We start from the raw sequence: 16,454 nt of genomic DNA, 5'->3' as shown, positions 1-16,454 counted from the left end.
TAGTTCTGCAAGTCTGCGTTTCGTGTGGCTTGTTTTTGTCTTAAAGCTTGCGATTTAAACATCCAAAACTCTAGTGAAATGGTAATTTGATTTGCAAATTGTGGCTTAAGGGTGTGAAGTTTTAGCTGTATACCCAACATAATTAGGAATCGAGCTTAATCCTTGACTGGAGATGCAACAGTGGTGCATGAGTCAAAATTCGCTGGCGGATAACATATATGTTGTCCGGTAAATTTTCGTCAAAATTCGCTGACGGATAACTTAAAGTAGTCCAGCAAATTTTTGCAACAACTTGCAGGTTATCTGTCAAACTTTATACACTAGGCTAAAACGCGAGTGTATTTGGCATGGAAGTACTGGGAAGGACGATGAGCCAAAACGGAGTAGTGCATTTGATGGATAGTGAAAATCCGCGATCGCAAACTTGGCTTACTTTGTGTGGTCGCAAGATTCGTGCCACTCACGCTCTACCGTTGCAAAAGTTTGATGCTGGCGAGAACTGCTGTACAGTGTGCGTTCGGATGCAACGCGGTAATGAGCTGCTGCACTCTCGACTAGCGTCAGTTGGTTAAGAATTTTGACTACTGCCTAGTAATGCAGTTCTAGCAGTATTTTTGTCAAATAAAGACAATACACTCGTATATCAGTGTTTGTGTTTTGCAAATTTTTGCAGGTGATTTTTTTAAGTGAAAATCTTGTGGAACCTTATAGGGTTCCAGTGGAGAAAATTAGTTGAAATTTAACCCGGTACTGGTTAGCGCTCGGATTAACTTAGAGGAAACATCAGATGTTTCCCCTAAGTTTCAGGGTGCTTTAAAATCCTTAGACGTTTCTGGTCAAACCTATTAGGTTTTTATCTTTATTGTTTGCAGGTTTTCTAAACCACGCCAAAATTGCCGGGAGATATTAATGTTTCCGAGAAACAAACCACGCGAAAATTGCAGTTTGCACGACTGCTGTTATAGAGCGTTATAGCCTTGAGCGAGGGTTAATATTTCGCATAGCGCAGTATGGGTCTAGCAAGGCTTGTAATGAATTCCTAAGATTTCCCACCCTATGGGTGGTTACACTCCTAGTAGGCTTTGAAATGCTATAGCAAAAAATAGCGTTTACAGAGACCTTTTGGAGTCACAAAGCACAGCATAGAGAAAATGCAAACCCTAAGGGTTTATGTTGTAGCGGGATATAGCTGAGAGATCATTCCGGGACATAGGGGAACGTAATAGGTTTCCAGAGTACGGAACACTGTTTTTATGACTGTTCTATGAGCGGAGGGGTTAAGGCTCCGTAAGGGCGATCGCATTGCGGATAATTTACGGCAACCTTCAGCGATCGCCCGTCGTTTTTGTACGCAATCGGCGGCGGCTGGTCTTGCATCTGCACGCGAGGATGCTGTGTCCTGTTGACTGTGTTTGCACAAAATTTTTTCAGAAAAGTTTGGCAAATCTAATGGATCATCTGGATCATCTGGATCAACCCAGATACAGTAAGGGTTTGAATATGATCCAGATAGTTTTCCACATCTGGATCATAATGGATCATCTGGATCACTGACATAAAAATTGCAACTTTGTACACCCATTAATGTTTGGCTTATTCGTGTTAGCAACAGTTGAATGTGATTTTTTAAACTGACTGAGGTCCGAGTAAGCCAGATGATCAGAAGTTGACTGTGTAGAAATTGGACAGTCAACTTCCTCCCAACTAAGGAATTTGACTGTGTAGGAATTTGACTGTGTAGAAATTGGATAGTCAACTTTCTTGCCAAATAGATTACTAGCAAAAAAAATGTAATTATATACACCTGTCAATTTTTAATTTACTCGTGTTAGCAACAGGTAAAGGTGCTACTTTAGACTGACAATAGTCTGAGTGATCCAGATGATCCATTATGATCCAGATGATTTTTTTCTAATGGATCATACTCAAAGCCTTGCTGCATCTAGGTTGATCCAGATGATCCAGATGATCCATTAGATTTACAAAATTTTCTGAAAATAGTTGTGTGTACACAGTCAACTTTCTCGCTAAAGAATACCCCCCCCAGTCATGAGCAGGAGGGGTATCCTAAAAACCAAGCCTCAACTTAAATTGGCGGTGGTAGCGGACACTCTTTAGTTGGTACAAAGTCTTTTTTCTTGATAGCAAACCGATACTGCTTGCCGAATCTCTGCTGATTCGCAGCATCCATTAAAGGATAGGTATTGAGTATAGCTAGTCTCTTAACGATTTGTTTTGCGTCTTCATGTTCAACCTTGACACGAAGTTCTAGAGCAAGCTTTATTTTGAGAGACTCTAACTCTAAAGGACTTCCCTTTAATTGAATTTCTCCAGTGAGAGTGTTGTAGTGTAACTTATCTCCCCAAGCGTCTTTGATTATGTAATAGCTTCTGGCTAACTTACTCTTCAGGAACTCGTAACGCTCCTGAACTGCCTTGTTAATGATGTCCAGTCCCTCGGTTGTTTCCTGCCTTGAGGCAATGTCAGCAGCAAGCGTTGGATCAGCCGCAGCATATCTGATAAAAATCTCGGCTACATAGTTGGCAAAGGCTGGATCAAGGTAGCTGGCTAGGTGAACTGCCATAATTGGGTGAACCCAAGTTACCCAAGTTTTACCTACGCGCTCAATAATCCAGGGTTCAGCATTTAACTGTTCAGTTTTCAAATGCTCTAATCTAGCCTTCGTTTCTGGGAATCGCTTCCAGTTTCTCAAGTCATACTCAAAATGCTTACACAATTCGGTAGCATTGATGTAATTGTCATCTCGCCGTACATCTTGCACCAGTTTGCCAAACTGTTCTATTTGTGACATATAAATTCTTCGTTTTTCTAAAAAATGTTAAACAACTCCGGCTCAGACAGGGGTTGTTTTTTTTTCAGTCTACAGACGCTAGTGTAAATTAATTTTTTAGGTACTTAACTGCCTTGTTGATGACATCCAACCCTTCTACTGTGTTTTGGCGTGAGGCAATATTAGCGGCGAGGGTTGGGTCAGCCACGGCGTACCTGATAAAAATCTCGGCTACATGGTTGGCAAAGGCTGGATCAAGGTAGCTGGCTAGGTGAACTGCCATGATTGGGTGAACCCAAGTCACCCAAGTTTTACCTACGCGCTCAACAATCCAGGGTTCAGCATTTGATTGTCCAGTTTTTAAATGCTCTAATCTAGCTTTTGTTTCTGGCAACTGCTTCCAGTTATTAAGTCGATACCCAAAACGCTTACACCATTCGGTCGCATTGATATAGCCGTCATGTCGCCGTGCGTCTTGTACCAATTTGCCAAACTGCTCTATTTGTGACATATAAATTCCTCGTTGCTCTAAAAAGGTTTGTTTGCAAGGCTTCAGATTTTGCGATCGTGGGGGCGATCGCCTCGATGACGATCGCTCCTTGCCAAGGCATCTTAATTACATCGGCTCTAGCTCCCGGTCATCAACCCATTCCCGCTCATTGTCATCTGGCTCAAACCAAGGGTGGTCTTCTGGGAGAGAGACGTTATATTGCCAGTCCATGCCAGTCCATGAAAGACCAAGGACTGTTACCGGGTACAAGATTTCACCCTGCTGCACCTTTATCTTGTGCAGCACGGTTTGACCAATGTAATATTCGGGCTTGTCGAATTCTTTGCTGATCCGCAAACGCCAAAACTTTGACGCTTGACGAAAAATGCCCAAAGTGGGCGCGTCTGACGCTATCATTCTTATTGCCTCCTTAGTGGCGTGAGAACTGGTAAGGGGGAAGTCGTGCCGGTGGGGGAGAGGTAACAGACTCTCTTGCCGGGGCGCATTCAAGCGCTGACTTCATTTGTCGTATCTGAAATCATTGAAGCAGATTTCGCAACGAATTGCGATCGCGTTTATTGGTTTTAAAAAAGATGCTAGTTTTCAGCGTATTCCCCTAGCTAGTTTTGTCTTGCTGATGATTTTAAAGATTTGGATAAGTTATTCTCCTACTAAATTCAGTACAGTTACTCGTGCTGTTGAAAATCATTTTGGTAGCATGACTTCCTGCTTGACCCCACATTCTATGTGAGTACTAGGAGAGCGAAACGACGCTACGATTTACTCGCTACTACCTGTATATATCTTGCCCACAGTCTGCATACAACCAATATACAAAGCAATAACTCAACTGTCAACAATCTGTAGGCGATATGTAGGCGGGTAGGTTAATCTTGTAGACAGATGTATACAGCGCACTTGCTAACTATGGCTAGTAAATCGTTTTCATTCCGTTTGCCAGATGAGATCGTTCAATTTGTGGAGTCCTCACAGTTAGAGGGTGAAACTCTCAACCAAACAGCCCAAAGGCTTTTTATTGATTTCGTCAAAAGAAACAATCCTCTGTCTACAGATTTGACTACAGTTGTAGACATTCAAGAACTGGTGAAGCAAGAGGTAGCAGCAAGCTTGGGTGAAGTGCGATCGCAACTAGAAACGCAACTAGAGGCACGCCTGGAGGAACTGCGGGGAAAATTGAAAGCCCGGTAGTAGAGAAGGAAATTAGCACTACCGGGCAAGAAAGCAATGAAGACTCAACTGTAGCGAACAGCAAAACTATCGACCAGCTGCAAGCCGAGGTTAAAAGCCTAGAAACTCGTCTCAAGCATTCCCGCAAGGAAAAGAAGGAGCTAGAGCAGCAATTGGCTGATGTTGAGCGAGAGAACAATATCTTGAAGGATGGAACAGTTCTCAACAGGAGATTAGAACAGATTAGGGAACTAGAGAGAGAAAACCAGCAACTCAGGCAACAGCCACAAACAGCAGGTGCATCCCTTGCACCAGACTATGAAGCAATCCGCGATCGCACTTTGAATAAGCTTAAAGTGGGCAAGCAATCAACGGCAGGAAAGGCGATTGACGCTTTTATTAAGGAACTAAAGCACGGTTTATAGTCAACTTATGCACGGTTTCAACTCGGTTTCAACCCGTGTACAGTTCGCCTACACTCCAACAACAGACGGTGACAAGTGCGCTTTATGTGCCACGATCGACGGTGACAAGAGCGGTTACAATGCCACGATCAACGGTGACAAGTGTGGTTACAGTGCGGCTTGAGTGCGTCTACACTATCTACAGGTGTAGACGGAACTGTAGACGGGTAAAACCCGCTCTGGATGCCGTTTCTAGCAAATGTAGACATTTTTTTGACTGGCTATTTTTTAACAAAAATCCCCAAAAAATAGCCTTTTTATCTAATATATTGCCTAAAAATGTATCAGCGCTAGTTTAACAGTTTCAAAAGCTAAACAGATAGAGATGCACCTCTGCTAATAAACCACACTTTGCAGTGAGTTAAGTAGACAAAACCTCACTGATTTGATGCCGTGCCAGAGCTTGCCTGAGATATTCCACCTCAGCCCTTAGTCGTGCATTCTCCTGTATCAACGTATCCATGTCATCTTTTTTATCTACCGCCTGTTTAATTACTTTCTTCCGGTTCTCCAAACTGAACCACTTCTGATAAATCTCAGTATGAATTTCTACAGAATGCCCTAAGTTATCAGCAGCAGCTTTAATTGGAATGCCCATCATGTGCGCTCGAATTGCCCAAGCGTGGCGTAAATCATAGGGCGTAAACGGAATGTTTACGCGCCTAAACCACGATGAACAATTAACCCGAATAGTGTTGATATCTGTAAAACTAGTTCTGCCATCAGTTTGAGCTTTTAACAGTTCCAAATACTCTACGTTTTTTAAATCAAACAAGTAAACCCATTCAGGATGTAGCGGTAAAGCTTCTCTGTAACCAGTCTTAGTATCTGGGTGAACCTTCCATGTATTATCTTTATTTTCAGGACTCAACCACCAATCAATTTCAGGATTTACAAACAGTTCTCTTGGGCGTAGTCCATAAGTAGCAAGCATTCCATACACCCACTCCCACATCTTCCAACTGTCTAAGCAATTCTTTTTAATTGTTAGGCTTCTAGTCAAAGAGTACTGATGAAAAGATTCCTGGTATTTGATGATATCCTGATCGCTAGGAATATCCCTAGCCTGACTTTTGGGTTGTGTAGCTTTAAATTGTTCGAGAGTGAAACCAGTTAAATTAAGAGTTGATTTTAAAACCTTCAACGATTTAACTGCGCTGTATTTGGCAGAATCTCCCGTCAACTCTGCAATTTTTTTATCAATCTCCGATTGAGTCAATAAAGTATCTAGCCCAATCAATCGCCGTAAATACTCCTTGTAATAGAAAAAGGTGTGTTTACTTTTTTCTGTTAACTTGCGCGTTTTGAAATACTCAGTTTCAAACTCTTCTAAAACATCACCAAGGGTTTGGGATCTGTTGCTGATCTTAGCGATTTTACCCAGATATTTGTCAGTCCATTCAAACTGTTTACGGGCGAGCAGCTTGCCTAGCTCGTTTGCCTCTTCCTCAGCTGTTCTCAACCCGTCTAAGCTTGCAGGGATATTTAGCGAAATCTTGTACTGCTTAAAACCAGTTCCTTTAGTGTCGCGATCGCCGGGCTTGATTGGTAGAGATGCTTGCAATTGAATTGTGTCCCGTGCCACGACCAAGCCCACTTTGACCTTAGCGGCTTTTAGACGGTCCCTAGTGTCTGTCAAACCTTTATCAAACTTACGTTCCAGATGCTGCCGAGTAGCCTTCATGTGTTTCTGCGTTCCTAGATAGCTGCCATCGGTAGATGCTGGCGGAGTGAAATCCTCAAAAACGTCCTGTCCCTTGCTTTTCATTGTGTCTTAAATGTGTCTTAAAATTTAGTCCATTTAGAACAATGTTTAAATTGAGCAAAGTTAGACGTGGACTAAATCCTGGTATCACATAAGATTAAATCATACTTCGTACAGGGTATACCATAAGCTTCTTCCATGTGACGGCTGATGTAGTTCATCGACCGGTAACAGTGGATGAGGTTCATCTTCACATTGGGGGTCATCAACATTTCGTTGATGGTGCCATCACCTGACCACTGAGCGACTACGCGCAAGCCGATTTCTTCTAACAGGATGCGGCTAGCCCAAGCATCTCCACCGATGTTGTAGTCACCAATGATGGCTACATCATAAGGAGTACCTTCAAACTGAAGTGTACCGTCTTTTTTCGCTTGGTCTGCTCTGGTGAATACCCAGTCACGAACCATGTCGTTCGCAATGTGGTGTCCTAAAGATTGGGAAACACCCCGGAAGCCTTCGCAACGTACAGGTACAACTGGCTTACCAATTGTTTTCGATGTCTTGCGAGCAACAGCTTCGATGTCATCCCCGATTAGACCGATGGGACATTCAGATTGAATGGAAACACCACGGTTGAGGGGGAAAAGTACATCTAGTTCTTCGATCAGCTTGACAAGTTTCTTGTCACCACCAAACACGATATCTCTTTCTTGGAAGTCAGAGGTGAAGTGCATGGTACCAAAGGTATCAATACCTGTGGTGCCGATATAGTAGTTACGACGACCAGACCAAGACCAATAGCCGCAACCTACAGGCCCGTGGCTGATGTGGATCATGTCCTTAATAGGACCCCAAACCACACCCTTAGAACCTGCATAAGCACAACCACGAGCGGTCATTACCCCAGGAAGGGATTTGATGTTAGACTTAACGCCGCAATCGGACTTACCTTCTTCGTATACACTTAAGTGCTTTTCGCGCTTTTTAGCAGCTTTGTCTGGGTAAGCACTGAGAACTTCTTTAATTAGTTCTTTTCTTTCTTCGATGATGTTTTGATTTTCTGGAGGTGTCATATTTAGCCTCTGTGACTCGTAAGGATCGGGGCATAGGGGGACTAGGAGTCCCCTCTAAGGTTAGGGGGGAGATGCAAGAGAGAGAGGAAAAGGTAAGATATGGAACTCTTCCTTTTTCCTTATGCTAAAGCGTTATTTCTTAGCGGCGACTTAGACTACGGGAGCTTCAGCAGCAGTCTTACCAACCAACTTGGCAGCATTTTCGTCGCTTTCGAGAATACCGAATTCAATCAACAATTCTTCTAGTTCTTCCATTTCGATGGGTGTAGGAATAGCCAGGTTTTTGTTGTCGATAATTTTTTGAGCCAAAATCCGATATTCGTTAGCTTGGTTGCTTTCAGGTGCGTACTCGTTAACAGTCATCCGGCGCAATTCTGCGTGTTGAACAATGTTGTCGCGAGGTACGTAGTGAATCATTTGGGTGTTCAACCGTTTTGCCAAGGTTTCGATTAATTCGATTTCTCGGTCTGTGTTACGGCTGTTACAAATCAAACCACCCAAGCGCACGCCACCGGTGTGAGCATACTTCAGAACACCACGAGCGATGTTGTTAGCAGCGTACATCGCCATCATTTCACCGGATGTAACGATGTAGATTTCTTGTGCCTTACCTTCGCGGATAGGCATTGCGAAACCACCACACACAACGTCACCTAATACGTCGTAAGATACGAAGTCTAGGTCTTGGTAAGCACCATTTTCTTCTAAGAAGTTGATGGCGGTGATAATACCACGACCGGCGCAACCTACACCGGGTTCTGGACCACCAGATTCTACGCAACGAACGTTACGGAAACCGGTCAGCATTACTTCTTCGATTTCGATATCTTCTACTGCACCACGTTCTGCGGCGAGGTGAAGAACGGTTGTTTGAGCTTTGCTGTGTAGCATCAAACGGGTGGAGTCAGCTTTAGGGTCGCAACCGACGATGAGGATGCGTTGACCCATTTCTGCCATAGCTGCCAAGGTATTTTGAGAGGTGGTAGATTTACCGATACCGCCTTTACCGTAGAAAGCTATCTGTCTAATGTTTTCTTCTGTCATTGTTCGTGTTTCCCTGCAATTGGTTGGTTGGTGGGTCTTTGCGTTTGTCAGTTGCGTTCACGCCAGTTGAGCGACAGTAGTGAGCGCGTGTAGAGCATCGTTGGTAGCGTTGGCATAAATGCCTGCTGGGGGCGATCGCTCCACAGCTAAAATTATTGAAAGTAAGTACATCGATCGTCCTCGTTAAAATTTTTTTCTTTTGATTTTTTGTCCTTTGTTCTTTGTCAAAACAAATGACAAAGAACAAAGAAAATTACGCAATTTACAAATACGTCATAATGTGTTTCAGCTTGCAAAATTCAATAGGACTTGATGTTGTTATTTGTCAACAATCAATGCATAGTCCTATTACTTGTTCAAAATAGCGCCCTTCATATTTGTGATGCGATCTAGTGCAGCTTTGGTGTTTTCTGCTGATACTCCACGCACAGCCATTGCTTCACCGAGATGCTTGGCGATCGCATCGAAGTGTTGTTGCTGTAAATTCAATCCTGCGTGGGTTTTGTCCATTGGACGACCGCCGTATTGCTTTGGCCCCTCAAATATTTGAGCTAAGAAAGCAACTAGATGATTGCGTTGCTTCGCCATATCTGTACCAGCAAAAATGGGAGCGAGGAGGCTGTCTGTGGCAATGCGTTTGTGGAGTTCATCTACTACTTGTTCAATAGCTGGTTGTCCACCAATGTTGTCGTACAATGTGCTCATATCCTGTTCCTTTGAAGCGAGTTGGATGATGAAATTTGCAAGTAGGCACTTAATCTCTTGGCCTATATGCTGTTAGCCGTAATTGTGGTAGGACTGATACCAATTCGTAATTAAGAAAGAATTGGTATGAAGCATCGAGTGGAGACAACGATTCGGTTCAAATCCTACTTTCTATTCCTGGCTGAATGCATATTAGGGCGTATTTGTAGAGTACGATAAGTCCTACAGCAATTCCTAAACTGCTTCGACTACAAGGTTCTTGCTGACACGATCTTGTAATCTGGCTTCGATCGCAATTTTCAGAGTTGCTGTACTACTAGAACAGGAACCGCAAGCACCTTGCAGTACAACTTTAACGCGATCGCCTTCTACATCATAGAGTTCTACATCTCCCCCGTCTGCAATCAGTACAGGTCTGACTTCTTCATCGAGAACCTTTTGAATTAGAGCAATCTTTTGCACGTTTGTTAGCGATCGTTGCTTTGAAGTAACAATTTCTGTGGCAACTTGTACGCCGTAATTGTTGAGAGCAGGTGAGGCGTATTCCTGTTGAACTGATCTAATAATATCATCGATATTAGCCAGACAGGAACCGCATCCGCCACCAGCTTTTACATAATTTGTTACTTGCTCGGCATCCGTGAGATGATTTTCTAGAATCACGCGACGAATTTTAGATTCGCTGATGCCAAAGCAACTGCAAACTAACGCACCTTCATCGTCATCATCGTGGGTAGCTAGAGGAATGCCACGATAATTATAGATAGCGGCTTCTAGAGCTTCTTGTCCCATGACAGAGCAATGCATCTTTGCTTCTGGCAAACCACCAAGGTAATCTGCAATGTCTTTATTGGACACTTTCAAAGCTTCATCTAAGGTTAAACCTTTGACCATTTCGGTTAATGCACTAGAAGATGCGATCGCACTAGTACAACCAAAGGTTTGAAAACGGGCATCTAGAATCTTATCAGATTCTACTTCCACTTTCAGGTGCAATCTCAGAGCATCACCGCAAGCAATGCTGCCGATTTCACCCGTTGCAACCTTAACTCCAACTTCGCCCGTTTCTTCAATTTCTCCCTGATTCTTGGGATCGTAAAACAGTTCTAATACTTTATCGGTGTAGTCCCACATATTATTAAGTGCTGAGTGCTGAGTGCTGAGTTATGAGTGGAGGGATTGGGGAAGGGGTAATGGGGAAAGGGGAAAAATCATTCCTTTACCCTTTACCCTTTAACCTTTTCCCATTTTTTCCCAGTCCCTAACGATGCGCTAGTGCTTGTTCTTGTCCTTGCAACCAACCTGCGTCATCATTTTTGAAGGGTGAGAGGGCGCGTAAACGTTCTACAATACTGGGCATTACCTCTATTACTCGATCGATTTCGGCTTCTGTGGTGTAGCGACAAAGACTGAAGCGAATTGAACCGTGCAAAGTTGTGTAAGGTAAGCCCATTGCCCGCAGGACGTGGGAAGGTTCGAGAGAACCGGAGGTACAAGCAGAACCGGATGATGCACAGATACCGTATTTGTTCAATAACAGTAGAATTGCTTCACCTTCGATGTACTTGAAGCCGATATTGGTTGTGTTTGGCAATCTCTGCGTAACGTCACCGTTAACGACACAATCGGGAATTTTAGCTAGTAAAGTTTGTTCAAGGCGATCGCGCAGTTTTCTTTCTCTTGCAGTCGCTTCTTCTAAGTGTAACAGTTCTAGTTCCGCAGCTTTGCCCAAGGCAATAATTCCTGGAACATTCTCTGTTCCCGCTCTACGTCCGCGTTCTTGGTGTCCCCCAATCATGAAGGGACGGAACCGAACCCCACGCCGAATATACAAAGCACCAATTCCTTTTGGCCCGTGTAGCTTATGACCAGACAGAGTTAACATATCCACGGTGCTAGTCTTCATATTCAACGGGATTTTTCCCACTGCTTGCACCGCATCTACATGGAAGATAGCACCAGATTCTTTGACGCGCAACCCAATTTGCTCAATTGGGAAAACCGTACCGGTTTCGTTGTTAGCATACATAATTGTCACCAAGGCGGTGTTACCCGTCAAGGAAGCTTCTAGTTCATCTAGATCCAGCTGCCCTTGATGATTTACTGATAGATAGGTAACACTATAACCTTGGGTTTCTAATTGTTTGCAGACATTGAGTACTGCGGGATGTTCAACTTGGGTAGTGACGATATGTCGCTTTTCTGGTTGCGCTAACAGTGCGGCTCGAATCGCCGCGTTATCTCCCTCAGTTCCACAGCTTGTGTAGACAATTTCAGACTCATCGGCTCCCAGGATAGCTGCAAGTTGTTCTCTTGCCGTTCTCACTGCTTTACCGACTTGCCCACCAAAGGTATGCATACTGGAGGGATTGCCGTAATAATCTGTGAGGTAAGGTAGCATTACCTCTATAACTTCTGGGTCTACCTTAGTGGTGGCATTATTATCGAGATAGATGCAGTTATTTTGCATTGTTGTCTTCAATTAAGAATTAGGAATTATTTAATTAAGCTTCAGAACCCACTGATTGGGATTGACGCTTTTGCAACTGCTCAGAGTATTTCTGAGAATAGGTTTGAAACCAACGTTCCCAGTAATCTTGTTTATTTGTTAATTTAGCAACTACGCGGTTGTAATTGGTAAACCAGCCTTCCCAGTAATCGCTAGGCTGCTTAACGCAACCGTCGCAAGTGGGACAACCAGCTTTACACTGAGGCACGGTATGAATACTACCAACACAATTTGTACAAAGTTCAGGGTCAATCCAGTGTTGTCCGTCAACTACTTTAACTGCATTTGTGGGACATACCGTTAGACAAAGATTGCAGGAAATACACTGGCTAGTAAGAATTTTGTAAGCCATGATTTATTCTCCTTTTGGGGATTGGTTACTGGGGATTGGGTACTGGGTACTGGGTACTGGGTAATGGATACTGGGAAAATTCTTCCTTAATTCCTAGTCCCCAGTCCCTAATCCCCAGTCCCTAATCCCTAATTCCCTAATTCCTTAACGTATTGCTCGTAGAACTCTAAAGCAACTTTTTCAATTACGTCGTAAGCTTCAACAGTCTTGATTCCAGCTTCTTGCAATTTTTCTTGAGGACAGTTACCAATCTTGGAAACTAAAACTGCTTTGCAATCTGCGATCGCTTTCATAATATGCTCAAAAGAAGCTTCTTCGCCGTATCCACCTTGGCAGTATTGGTCAATTTTGCGATGACCGATAAAGCGAACTTCGTTTCCACCCACTTCGTAAATTTGGAATTCTTTCGCATGACCGAAGTGTTGGTTAACTAATCCGCCGCCTTTGGTTGCTACTGCAACTAAAACTTTCGGACTATTGGCAACTTTCTTGCCAGCTAGCGCTTTATCTTTGGCTACTTTAAGTTCTTCTTTAAACTTCTCAATTCCTTCGTGAACAGTAGCGCGTTGTTCCATGTCATATTCGGGAGCCATTTCCAAGAATTTCTCTTTGGAAAATTCTTGGCTGCGGTCTTCTCCCAACAATCCGACTGCATCGGCACGACACTGGCGACAGTGACGCATCATTTTCATGTTACCAGAGCAGTTGTCTTGAACTTCTTTGAGTTCTTTGGGTGTGGGGCCGCGTTGACCGGTTAAACCGAAGTGTGTGCCATGTTCTGGTGCAGAAATCAATGGCATGATGTTGTGCAAGAATGCACCTTTCTCACGGATGACTCGATTCACTTCGACTAAGTGATGGTCATTAATTCCGGGAATCATCACGGAGTTGACTTTGCACAAGATGTCAGCGTCTTTCAGGGCTTGCAATCCTTCCATCTGTCTTTCGTGGAGAATTTTTGCACCTTCAAGACCTCTGTAACGCTTGCGTCTGTAGTGAACCCAAGGATAAATTTTAGCACCGATCTCTGGATCTACCATGTTAATGGTGATCGTCACGTGATCTATATTTAATTGTTTAATGCGATCGATGTAATCTGGCAGCATTAAACCATTGGTTGATAAGCACAGCTTGATGTCTGGTGCTTGTGCTGCAATCAACTCAAATGTGCGGAAAGTTTTTTCTGGGTTCGCCAATGGGTCGCCAGGGCCAGCAATTCCCACGACTGTCATTTGGGGAATCTTACCACCAATGACCAAAGCTTTGTGTGCGGCTTCTTCTGGTGTTAGCAATTCGCTAACTACTCCAGGACGGCTTTCGTTAGCGCAATCATATTTGCGGTTGCAATAGTTGCATTGGATGTTGCAAGCTGGTGCAACTGCAACGTGCATCCGGGCGTAGTGGTGATGAGCGTCTTCGCTGTAGCAGGGATGTTTCGCAATGCGTTCTTGGAGCTTTTCGTCCCTTTCCACGGTGGTGCTGGTGGTGCTATCGCAGCCGCAACCACCTGATTTTGCTTGGGTTGGCGATTCCGTAGCGTTGGAGTTGAGGAGTCGTGTAGACGGTGATGTCATTGAGTTTCGCAAAAGGTCGGTGGACTTGGCTGCCACTGTGGGAGATGCTGTTGCTACTCTTTCATGCCCAGAATTGAAGTCGCGTCTTCCACACTACCTGCAAACCCTTGGGTGAGGGCGACTTGTTTTCAAGTCAGGCAGGCGATAGATATCTGATGTTCGGCTGGTGTGTGTCAACGTTCGGTTCTTGGGTAGAATTGGTGCTTACAGCCGCGACTTCTCTTCACTTCAGGCATGGTGCTATGTCATCCCTCCACTCACCCTTCGCTTTGTTTTGTTTCAGAGCGTTAGGTGATTGGCGATATAAGATTTATAGCAGCCGTCTCCCAGCCAGATGTTGCGTCTCTCTAGGATAGAATTTATTGGATTTATTACGTTTGTACTCAAATACTAAAAACCTTAATTCTTCAAGCATTACAAGAATTAAAAAAGTTTTTTTCAGGTAGGGGTTCTAGTATTTTGTGGTTGGGGTTCTAGTGTTTATAGATAGGGGTTCAGGATTTCTTTGTACTCAGCTAAAACCCAATCCTAGCAATAACTTTAACTAAATTTAAACTAGGTTTGGGTTATTTAAATGTGTACTCAGATTGCCCTCAAGTTCCGTCAGAAGCAATCAATGCCAAGGGTTTGAGGGTGAAAAACTGGAGTAGTCTACATCGTTCTACTCCAGAAACGTGCGAAATTCAATTCTGTATCTAACATATCATTTTTTTGAGGGTAAAAATGCAATTCATATTTATTTAATTTTTGCTTTGACAATCATATTCAATTGTGGTTCTAAGTCTTGTCTGATAAGCGATATGAGGTAATGAAAGTAGGTGTGTTGCTGCATATCATTTTCAAAAAACTTAACTTTTAACTTCTTTTTTCATTCCCAGAATGAGGAGATGGGTAGGAAACTCTCAGGTTTTGTGTTTGAGAGAAACAACAAACTATAATCTAACATGATTGAGCGATCGCAATGAATTTTCTGAATTGCTCACTACAAACCTTAGCAAAAAACCCCATTCCCAACACGGGAAGGGGCAAAATTTAAAATATTTCTTCTTATAGGAGAGAGGTTTTCTAGATACCGCTCTTTGTTGCTGATGCTATTTAGCTACAATCAAACCAAACGTCAAAAAATCTTAAGTTATGATAGCCGTCCCCCAAAAAGCGCCAAAAATGACAGTTGAGGAATATCTGGAATGGGAACCTCAGCAAGACGTTCGCTACGAATATGCCAATGGTGAAGTATTTGCCATGACAGGCGGTACAATTCCTCATAACGACATTGCACTTAACTTGTACACTGCCTTACGCCCTCATTTGCGTTCCAGAGGTTGTCGAGTGAATGTGTCAGATGTAAAAATGCAACTCACTCCCCAGAGTCGCTACTATTATCCTGATGTTATTGTCAGTTGCGACCCTGAAGACCTCAACGCCCGCAAATTTATTCAACATCCCAAGCTGATTGCTGAAGTTCTTTCGCCAGGGACAAGTGCTAAAGATCGGGATGAAAAATTTACTTATTATCTGAAAATCCCCAGTTTGCAAGAATATATCTTGATTGACTCAGAAAAAATCTCCGTTGAGCGTTACTGTCGGGGTGAGGGTAGGATGTGGCTTTACTATCCCTACACGGCTGGAGATATCGTCACCTTATCGAGCATTGAATTTGAGTGTCCGATTGAATTGCTGTATGAAGGTGTTGTATTTACCACTGAAGAATAAAGAGAATGTTCCGTGTTAACTTTTAAGCAACTGCATAGCCAGTGTAAGGTCTTAACTCCGGTGGACGAAACCCTAGAACAATATGTTCTTTAGGAATTCCAGCCCGTTCTAAATCGGCGGCAATGCCTTCTTCAGTGCCATCCCGTTGAATCCAGATTTTGCCATCAATTAGGTCAATATGAACCAGGCAGCCATGAATGCGGCGATCGCCATCCCAACCTAGATCCATCCACAAATAGCGATCGCGGCTTCGATCGAACACCACTTCCGATTGAATATTGGCATAAGAATAGGGTAGTGAAGCATATTCACTGAGAATAGTTTCAATCACCTGGCGATAGTCGTCTAACTTGGTGTAATCCATTGTTTAATAACCTCCTGTTTTGGATCAAAAGTAATCAGCTTTAAACGATGATTTCTCAGTAACAGTTTGCCGATGGGTTCTTCAAATAAATCATCAAAAATACTGTTAGGTACTGCAAGATATAGTACTCGCTCTGGCTCCAATTCAATCAAGATATCCTGATATAAAATATACTGACCCAATGCTTTTTCTAAATCATCAACATCGGATCTCCCGGTAAAACTTTTAATCTCAACTGCAATTTTGAATTCTGCTTTTTCCGCCGCCAACAACTGTTTAGCACCTAAATCAACATACAAATCTTTTTTACCAAACTTCAGAGTCAGGGGGTCATGAGTAATTATCCATTTGTCTTTAATCAAAGCATTTTTAACATTATTGTGATAGATGTCTCTAGCTGGCATACAGGTGTAGTTTTAGACTGATATTTCTATTTTAGGAAATCGCTACACTAGATTTATCAGGAAAAAAAGGCTGTC

At 43.2% G+C, this 16,454-nt stretch carries 17 protein-coding genes and 1 pseudogene; 5 read left to right on the top strand and 13 right to left on the bottom strand.

The genetic code is table 11. The annotated features are described in order from the left end of the window. Window positions 1–368: 368 nt before the first annotated feature. A complete protein-coding gene (locus tag ACFG4S_RS17690; protein ID WP_392530367.1) occupies window positions 369–572 on the top strand; it encodes a hypothetical protein in 204 nt (67 codons plus the stop codon). A gap of 596 nt (window positions 573–1,168) precedes the next feature. On the opposite strand, the gene ACFG4S_RS17685 is transcribed toward ACFG4S_RS17690, so the two are convergent. The 3 genes from ACFG4S_RS17685 to ACFG4S_RS17675 form a co-directional block, all read right to left on the bottom strand. Further along, window positions 1,169–1,444 carry a hypothetical protein gene (locus ACFG4S_RS17685; RefSeq protein WP_392530366.1) on the bottom strand — a complete coding sequence of 92 codons (276 nt, stop codon included), beginning with the start codon at window positions 1,442–1,444 and terminating at the stop codon, window positions 1,169–1,171. Window positions 1,445–2,086: 642 nt separating this feature from the next. Next, a complete protein-coding gene (locus ACFG4S_RS17680; RefSeq protein ID WP_392530365.1) occupies window positions 2,087–2,812 on the bottom strand; it encodes a KilA-N domain-containing protein in 726 nt (241 codons plus the stop codon). A gap of 88 nt (window positions 2,813–2,900) precedes the next feature. Continuing rightward, the gene (locus tag ACFG4S_RS17675) at window positions 2,901–3,302 is read right to left on the bottom strand and encodes a KilA-N domain-containing protein (protein WP_392530364.1); all 402 of its coding nucleotides are present in this window, start codon (window positions 3,300–3,302) and stop codon (window positions 2,901–2,903) included. Between ACFG4S_RS17675 and ACFG4S_RS17670 the strand changes: the two genes are divergently transcribed. From ACFG4S_RS17670 to ACFG4S_RS17660, 3 genes are all read left to right on the top strand, one after another. Continuing rightward, entirely contained in the window at window positions 3,296–3,631 is a 336-nt protein-coding gene (locus tag ACFG4S_RS17670) for a hypothetical protein (RefSeq protein WP_392530363.1), read from the top strand. The two genes, ACFG4S_RS17675 and ACFG4S_RS17670, sit on opposite strands and share 7 nt — an antisense overlap. 577 nt (window positions 3,632–4,208) lie before the next feature. Then, window positions 4,209–4,490 carry a hypothetical protein gene (locus tag ACFG4S_RS17665; RefSeq protein WP_392530362.1) on the top strand — a complete coding sequence of 94 codons (282 nt, stop codon included), beginning with the start codon at window positions 4,209–4,211 and terminating at the stop codon, window positions 4,488–4,490. 152 nt (window positions 4,491–4,642) lie between these two features. Further along, window positions 4,643–4,894, top strand: a complete 252-nt coding sequence (locus ACFG4S_RS17660) for a hypothetical protein (RefSeq protein WP_392530361.1) — start codon at window positions 4,643–4,645, stop codon at window positions 4,892–4,894. Window positions 4,895–5,294: 400 nt separating this feature from the next. Here ACFG4S_RS17660 and ACFG4S_RS17655 read toward each other — a convergent pair whose 3' ends face one another. The 8 genes and pseudogenes from ACFG4S_RS17655 to nifB all read right to left on the bottom strand — a co-directional run bounded on the left by ACFG4S_RS17655 (window position 5,295) and on the right by nifB (window position 13,898). Continuing rightward, window positions 5,295–6,701, bottom strand: coding sequence for a site-specific integrase (locus ACFG4S_RS17655; RefSeq protein WP_392530360.1), 1,407 nt, complete (start codon window positions 6,699–6,701; stop codon window positions 5,295–5,297). A 98-nt stretch (window positions 6,702–6,799) separates the two neighbouring features. Next, window positions 6,800–7,714 (bottom strand): annotated as a pseudogene (locus ACFG4S_RS17650) (nitrogenase component 1); the annotation flags it as partial. A 150-nt stretch (window positions 7,715–7,864) separates the two neighbouring features. Further along, window positions 7,865–8,758: a nitrogenase iron protein gene (nifH, locus tag ACFG4S_RS17645; protein WP_322639553.1), complete on the bottom strand. Its 894-nt coding sequence runs from the start codon at window positions 8,756–8,758 to the stop codon at window positions 7,865–7,867. A 348-nt stretch (window positions 8,759–9,106) separates the two neighbouring features. Next, complete coding sequence (locus tag ACFG4S_RS17640) at window positions 9,107–9,463, bottom strand: group 1 truncated hemoglobin (RefSeq protein WP_392530359.1); 357 nt, start codon at window positions 9,461–9,463, stop codon at window positions 9,107–9,109. 234 nt (window positions 9,464–9,697) lie between these two features. Continuing rightward, a complete protein-coding gene (gene nifU, locus ACFG4S_RS17635; RefSeq protein WP_392530358.1) occupies window positions 9,698–10,597 on the bottom strand; it encodes a Fe-S cluster assembly protein NifU in 900 nt (299 codons plus the stop codon). A 127-nt stretch (window positions 10,598–10,724) separates the two neighbouring features. Continuing rightward, window positions 10,725–11,933 carry a cysteine desulfurase NifS gene (nifS, locus tag ACFG4S_RS17630; RefSeq protein ID WP_392530357.1) on the bottom strand — a complete coding sequence of 403 codons (1,209 nt, stop codon included), beginning with the start codon at window positions 11,931–11,933 and terminating at the stop codon, window positions 10,725–10,727. 34 nt (window positions 11,934–11,967) lie between these two features. Next, on the bottom strand, window positions 11,968–12,324 hold the full coding sequence (locus ACFG4S_RS17625; protein WP_334768191.1) for a 4Fe-4S binding protein: 357 nt from the start codon (window positions 12,322–12,324) through the stop codon (window positions 11,968–11,970). A gap of 128 nt (window positions 12,325–12,452) precedes the next feature. Further along, a complete protein-coding gene (gene nifB / locus ACFG4S_RS17620) occupies window positions 12,453–13,898 on the bottom strand; it encodes a nitrogenase cofactor biosynthesis protein NifB (protein WP_334768197.1) in 1,446 nt (481 codons plus the stop codon). Between the two features lie 1,134 nt (window positions 13,899–15,032). Between nifB and ACFG4S_RS17615 the strand changes: the two genes are divergently transcribed. Next, window positions 15,033–15,611: a Uma2 family endonuclease gene (locus ACFG4S_RS17615; protein WP_392530356.1), complete on the top strand. Its 579-nt coding sequence runs from the start codon at window positions 15,033–15,035 to the stop codon at window positions 15,609–15,611. A gap of 22 nt (window positions 15,612–15,633) precedes the next feature. On the opposite strand, the gene ACFG4S_RS17610 is transcribed toward ACFG4S_RS17615, so the two are convergent. After that, the gene (locus ACFG4S_RS17610) at window positions 15,634–15,975 is read right to left on the bottom strand and encodes a XisI protein (RefSeq protein ID WP_392530355.1); all 342 of its coding nucleotides are present in this window, start codon (window positions 15,973–15,975) and stop codon (window positions 15,634–15,636) included. Further along, window positions 15,957–16,379, bottom strand: coding sequence for a XisH family protein (locus ACFG4S_RS17605; protein WP_392530354.1), 423 nt, complete (start codon window positions 16,377–16,379; stop codon window positions 15,957–15,959). Before ACFG4S_RS17605 ends, ACFG4S_RS17610 begins: the two co-directional genes overlap by 19 nt. Window positions 16,380–16,454 lie beyond the last annotated feature (75 nt).

It is taken from the genome of Nostoc sp. C117, from assembly GCF_043099735.1.
In the GTDB taxonomy this organism is placed as follows: Bacteria; Cyanobacteriota; Cyanobacteriia; order Cyanobacteriales; family Nostocaceae; genus Nostoc.
The sequence above is the reverse complement of the archived record's forward strand: the minus strand, read 5'-3'. Positions and strand labels throughout refer to the sequence as shown.

Coding starts and splice junctions, on each gene's coding strand:
- ACFG4S_RS17625 (WP_334768191.1), bottom strand. CDS start 12,324: ATGGCTTACAAAATTCTTACTAGCCAGTGTATTTCCTGCAATCTTTGT.
- nifB (WP_334768197.1), bottom strand. CDS start 13,898: ATGACATCACCGTCTACACGACTCCTCAACTCCAACGCTACGGAATCG.
- ACFG4S_RS17690 (WP_392530367.1), top strand. CDS start 369: ATGAGCCAAAACGGAGTAGTGCATTTGATGGATAGTGAAAATCCGCGA.
- ACFG4S_RS17665 (WP_392530362.1), top strand. CDS start 4,209: ATGGCTAGTAAATCGTTTTCATTCCGTTTGCCAGATGAGATCGTTCAA.
- ACFG4S_RS17615 (WP_392530356.1), top strand. CDS start 15,033: ATGATAGCCGTCCCCCAAAAAGCGCCAAAAATGACAGTTGAGGAATAT.
- ACFG4S_RS17655 (WP_392530360.1), bottom strand. CDS start 6,701: ATGAAAAGCAAGGGACAGGACGTTTTTGAGGATTTCACTCCGCCAGCA.
- ACFG4S_RS17640 (WP_392530359.1), bottom strand. CDS start 9,463: ATGAGCACATTGTACGACAACATTGGTGGACAACCAGCTATTGAACAA.
- nifU (WP_392530358.1), bottom strand. CDS start 10,597: ATGTGGGACTACACCGATAAAGTATTAGAACTGTTTTACGATCCCAAG.
- nifS (WP_392530357.1), bottom strand. CDS start 11,933: ATGCAAAATAACTGCATCTATCTCGATAATAATGCCACCACTAAGGTA.
- nifH (WP_322639553.1), bottom strand. CDS start 8,758: ATGACAGAAGAAAACATTAGACAGATAGCTTTCTACGGTAAAGGCGGT.
- ACFG4S_RS17675 (WP_392530364.1), bottom strand. CDS start 3,302: ATGTCACAAATAGAGCAGTTTGGCAAATTGGTACAAGACGCACGGCGA.
- ACFG4S_RS17680 (WP_392530365.1), bottom strand. CDS start 2,812: ATGTCACAAATAGAACAGTTTGGCAAACTGGTGCAAGATGTACGGCGA.
- ACFG4S_RS17610 (WP_392530355.1), bottom strand. CDS start 15,975: ATGGATTACACCAAGTTAGACGACTATCGCCAGGTGATTGAAACTATT.
- ACFG4S_RS17605 (WP_392530354.1), bottom strand. CDS start 16,379: ATGCCAGCTAGAGACATCTATCACAATAATGTTAAAAATGCTTTGATT.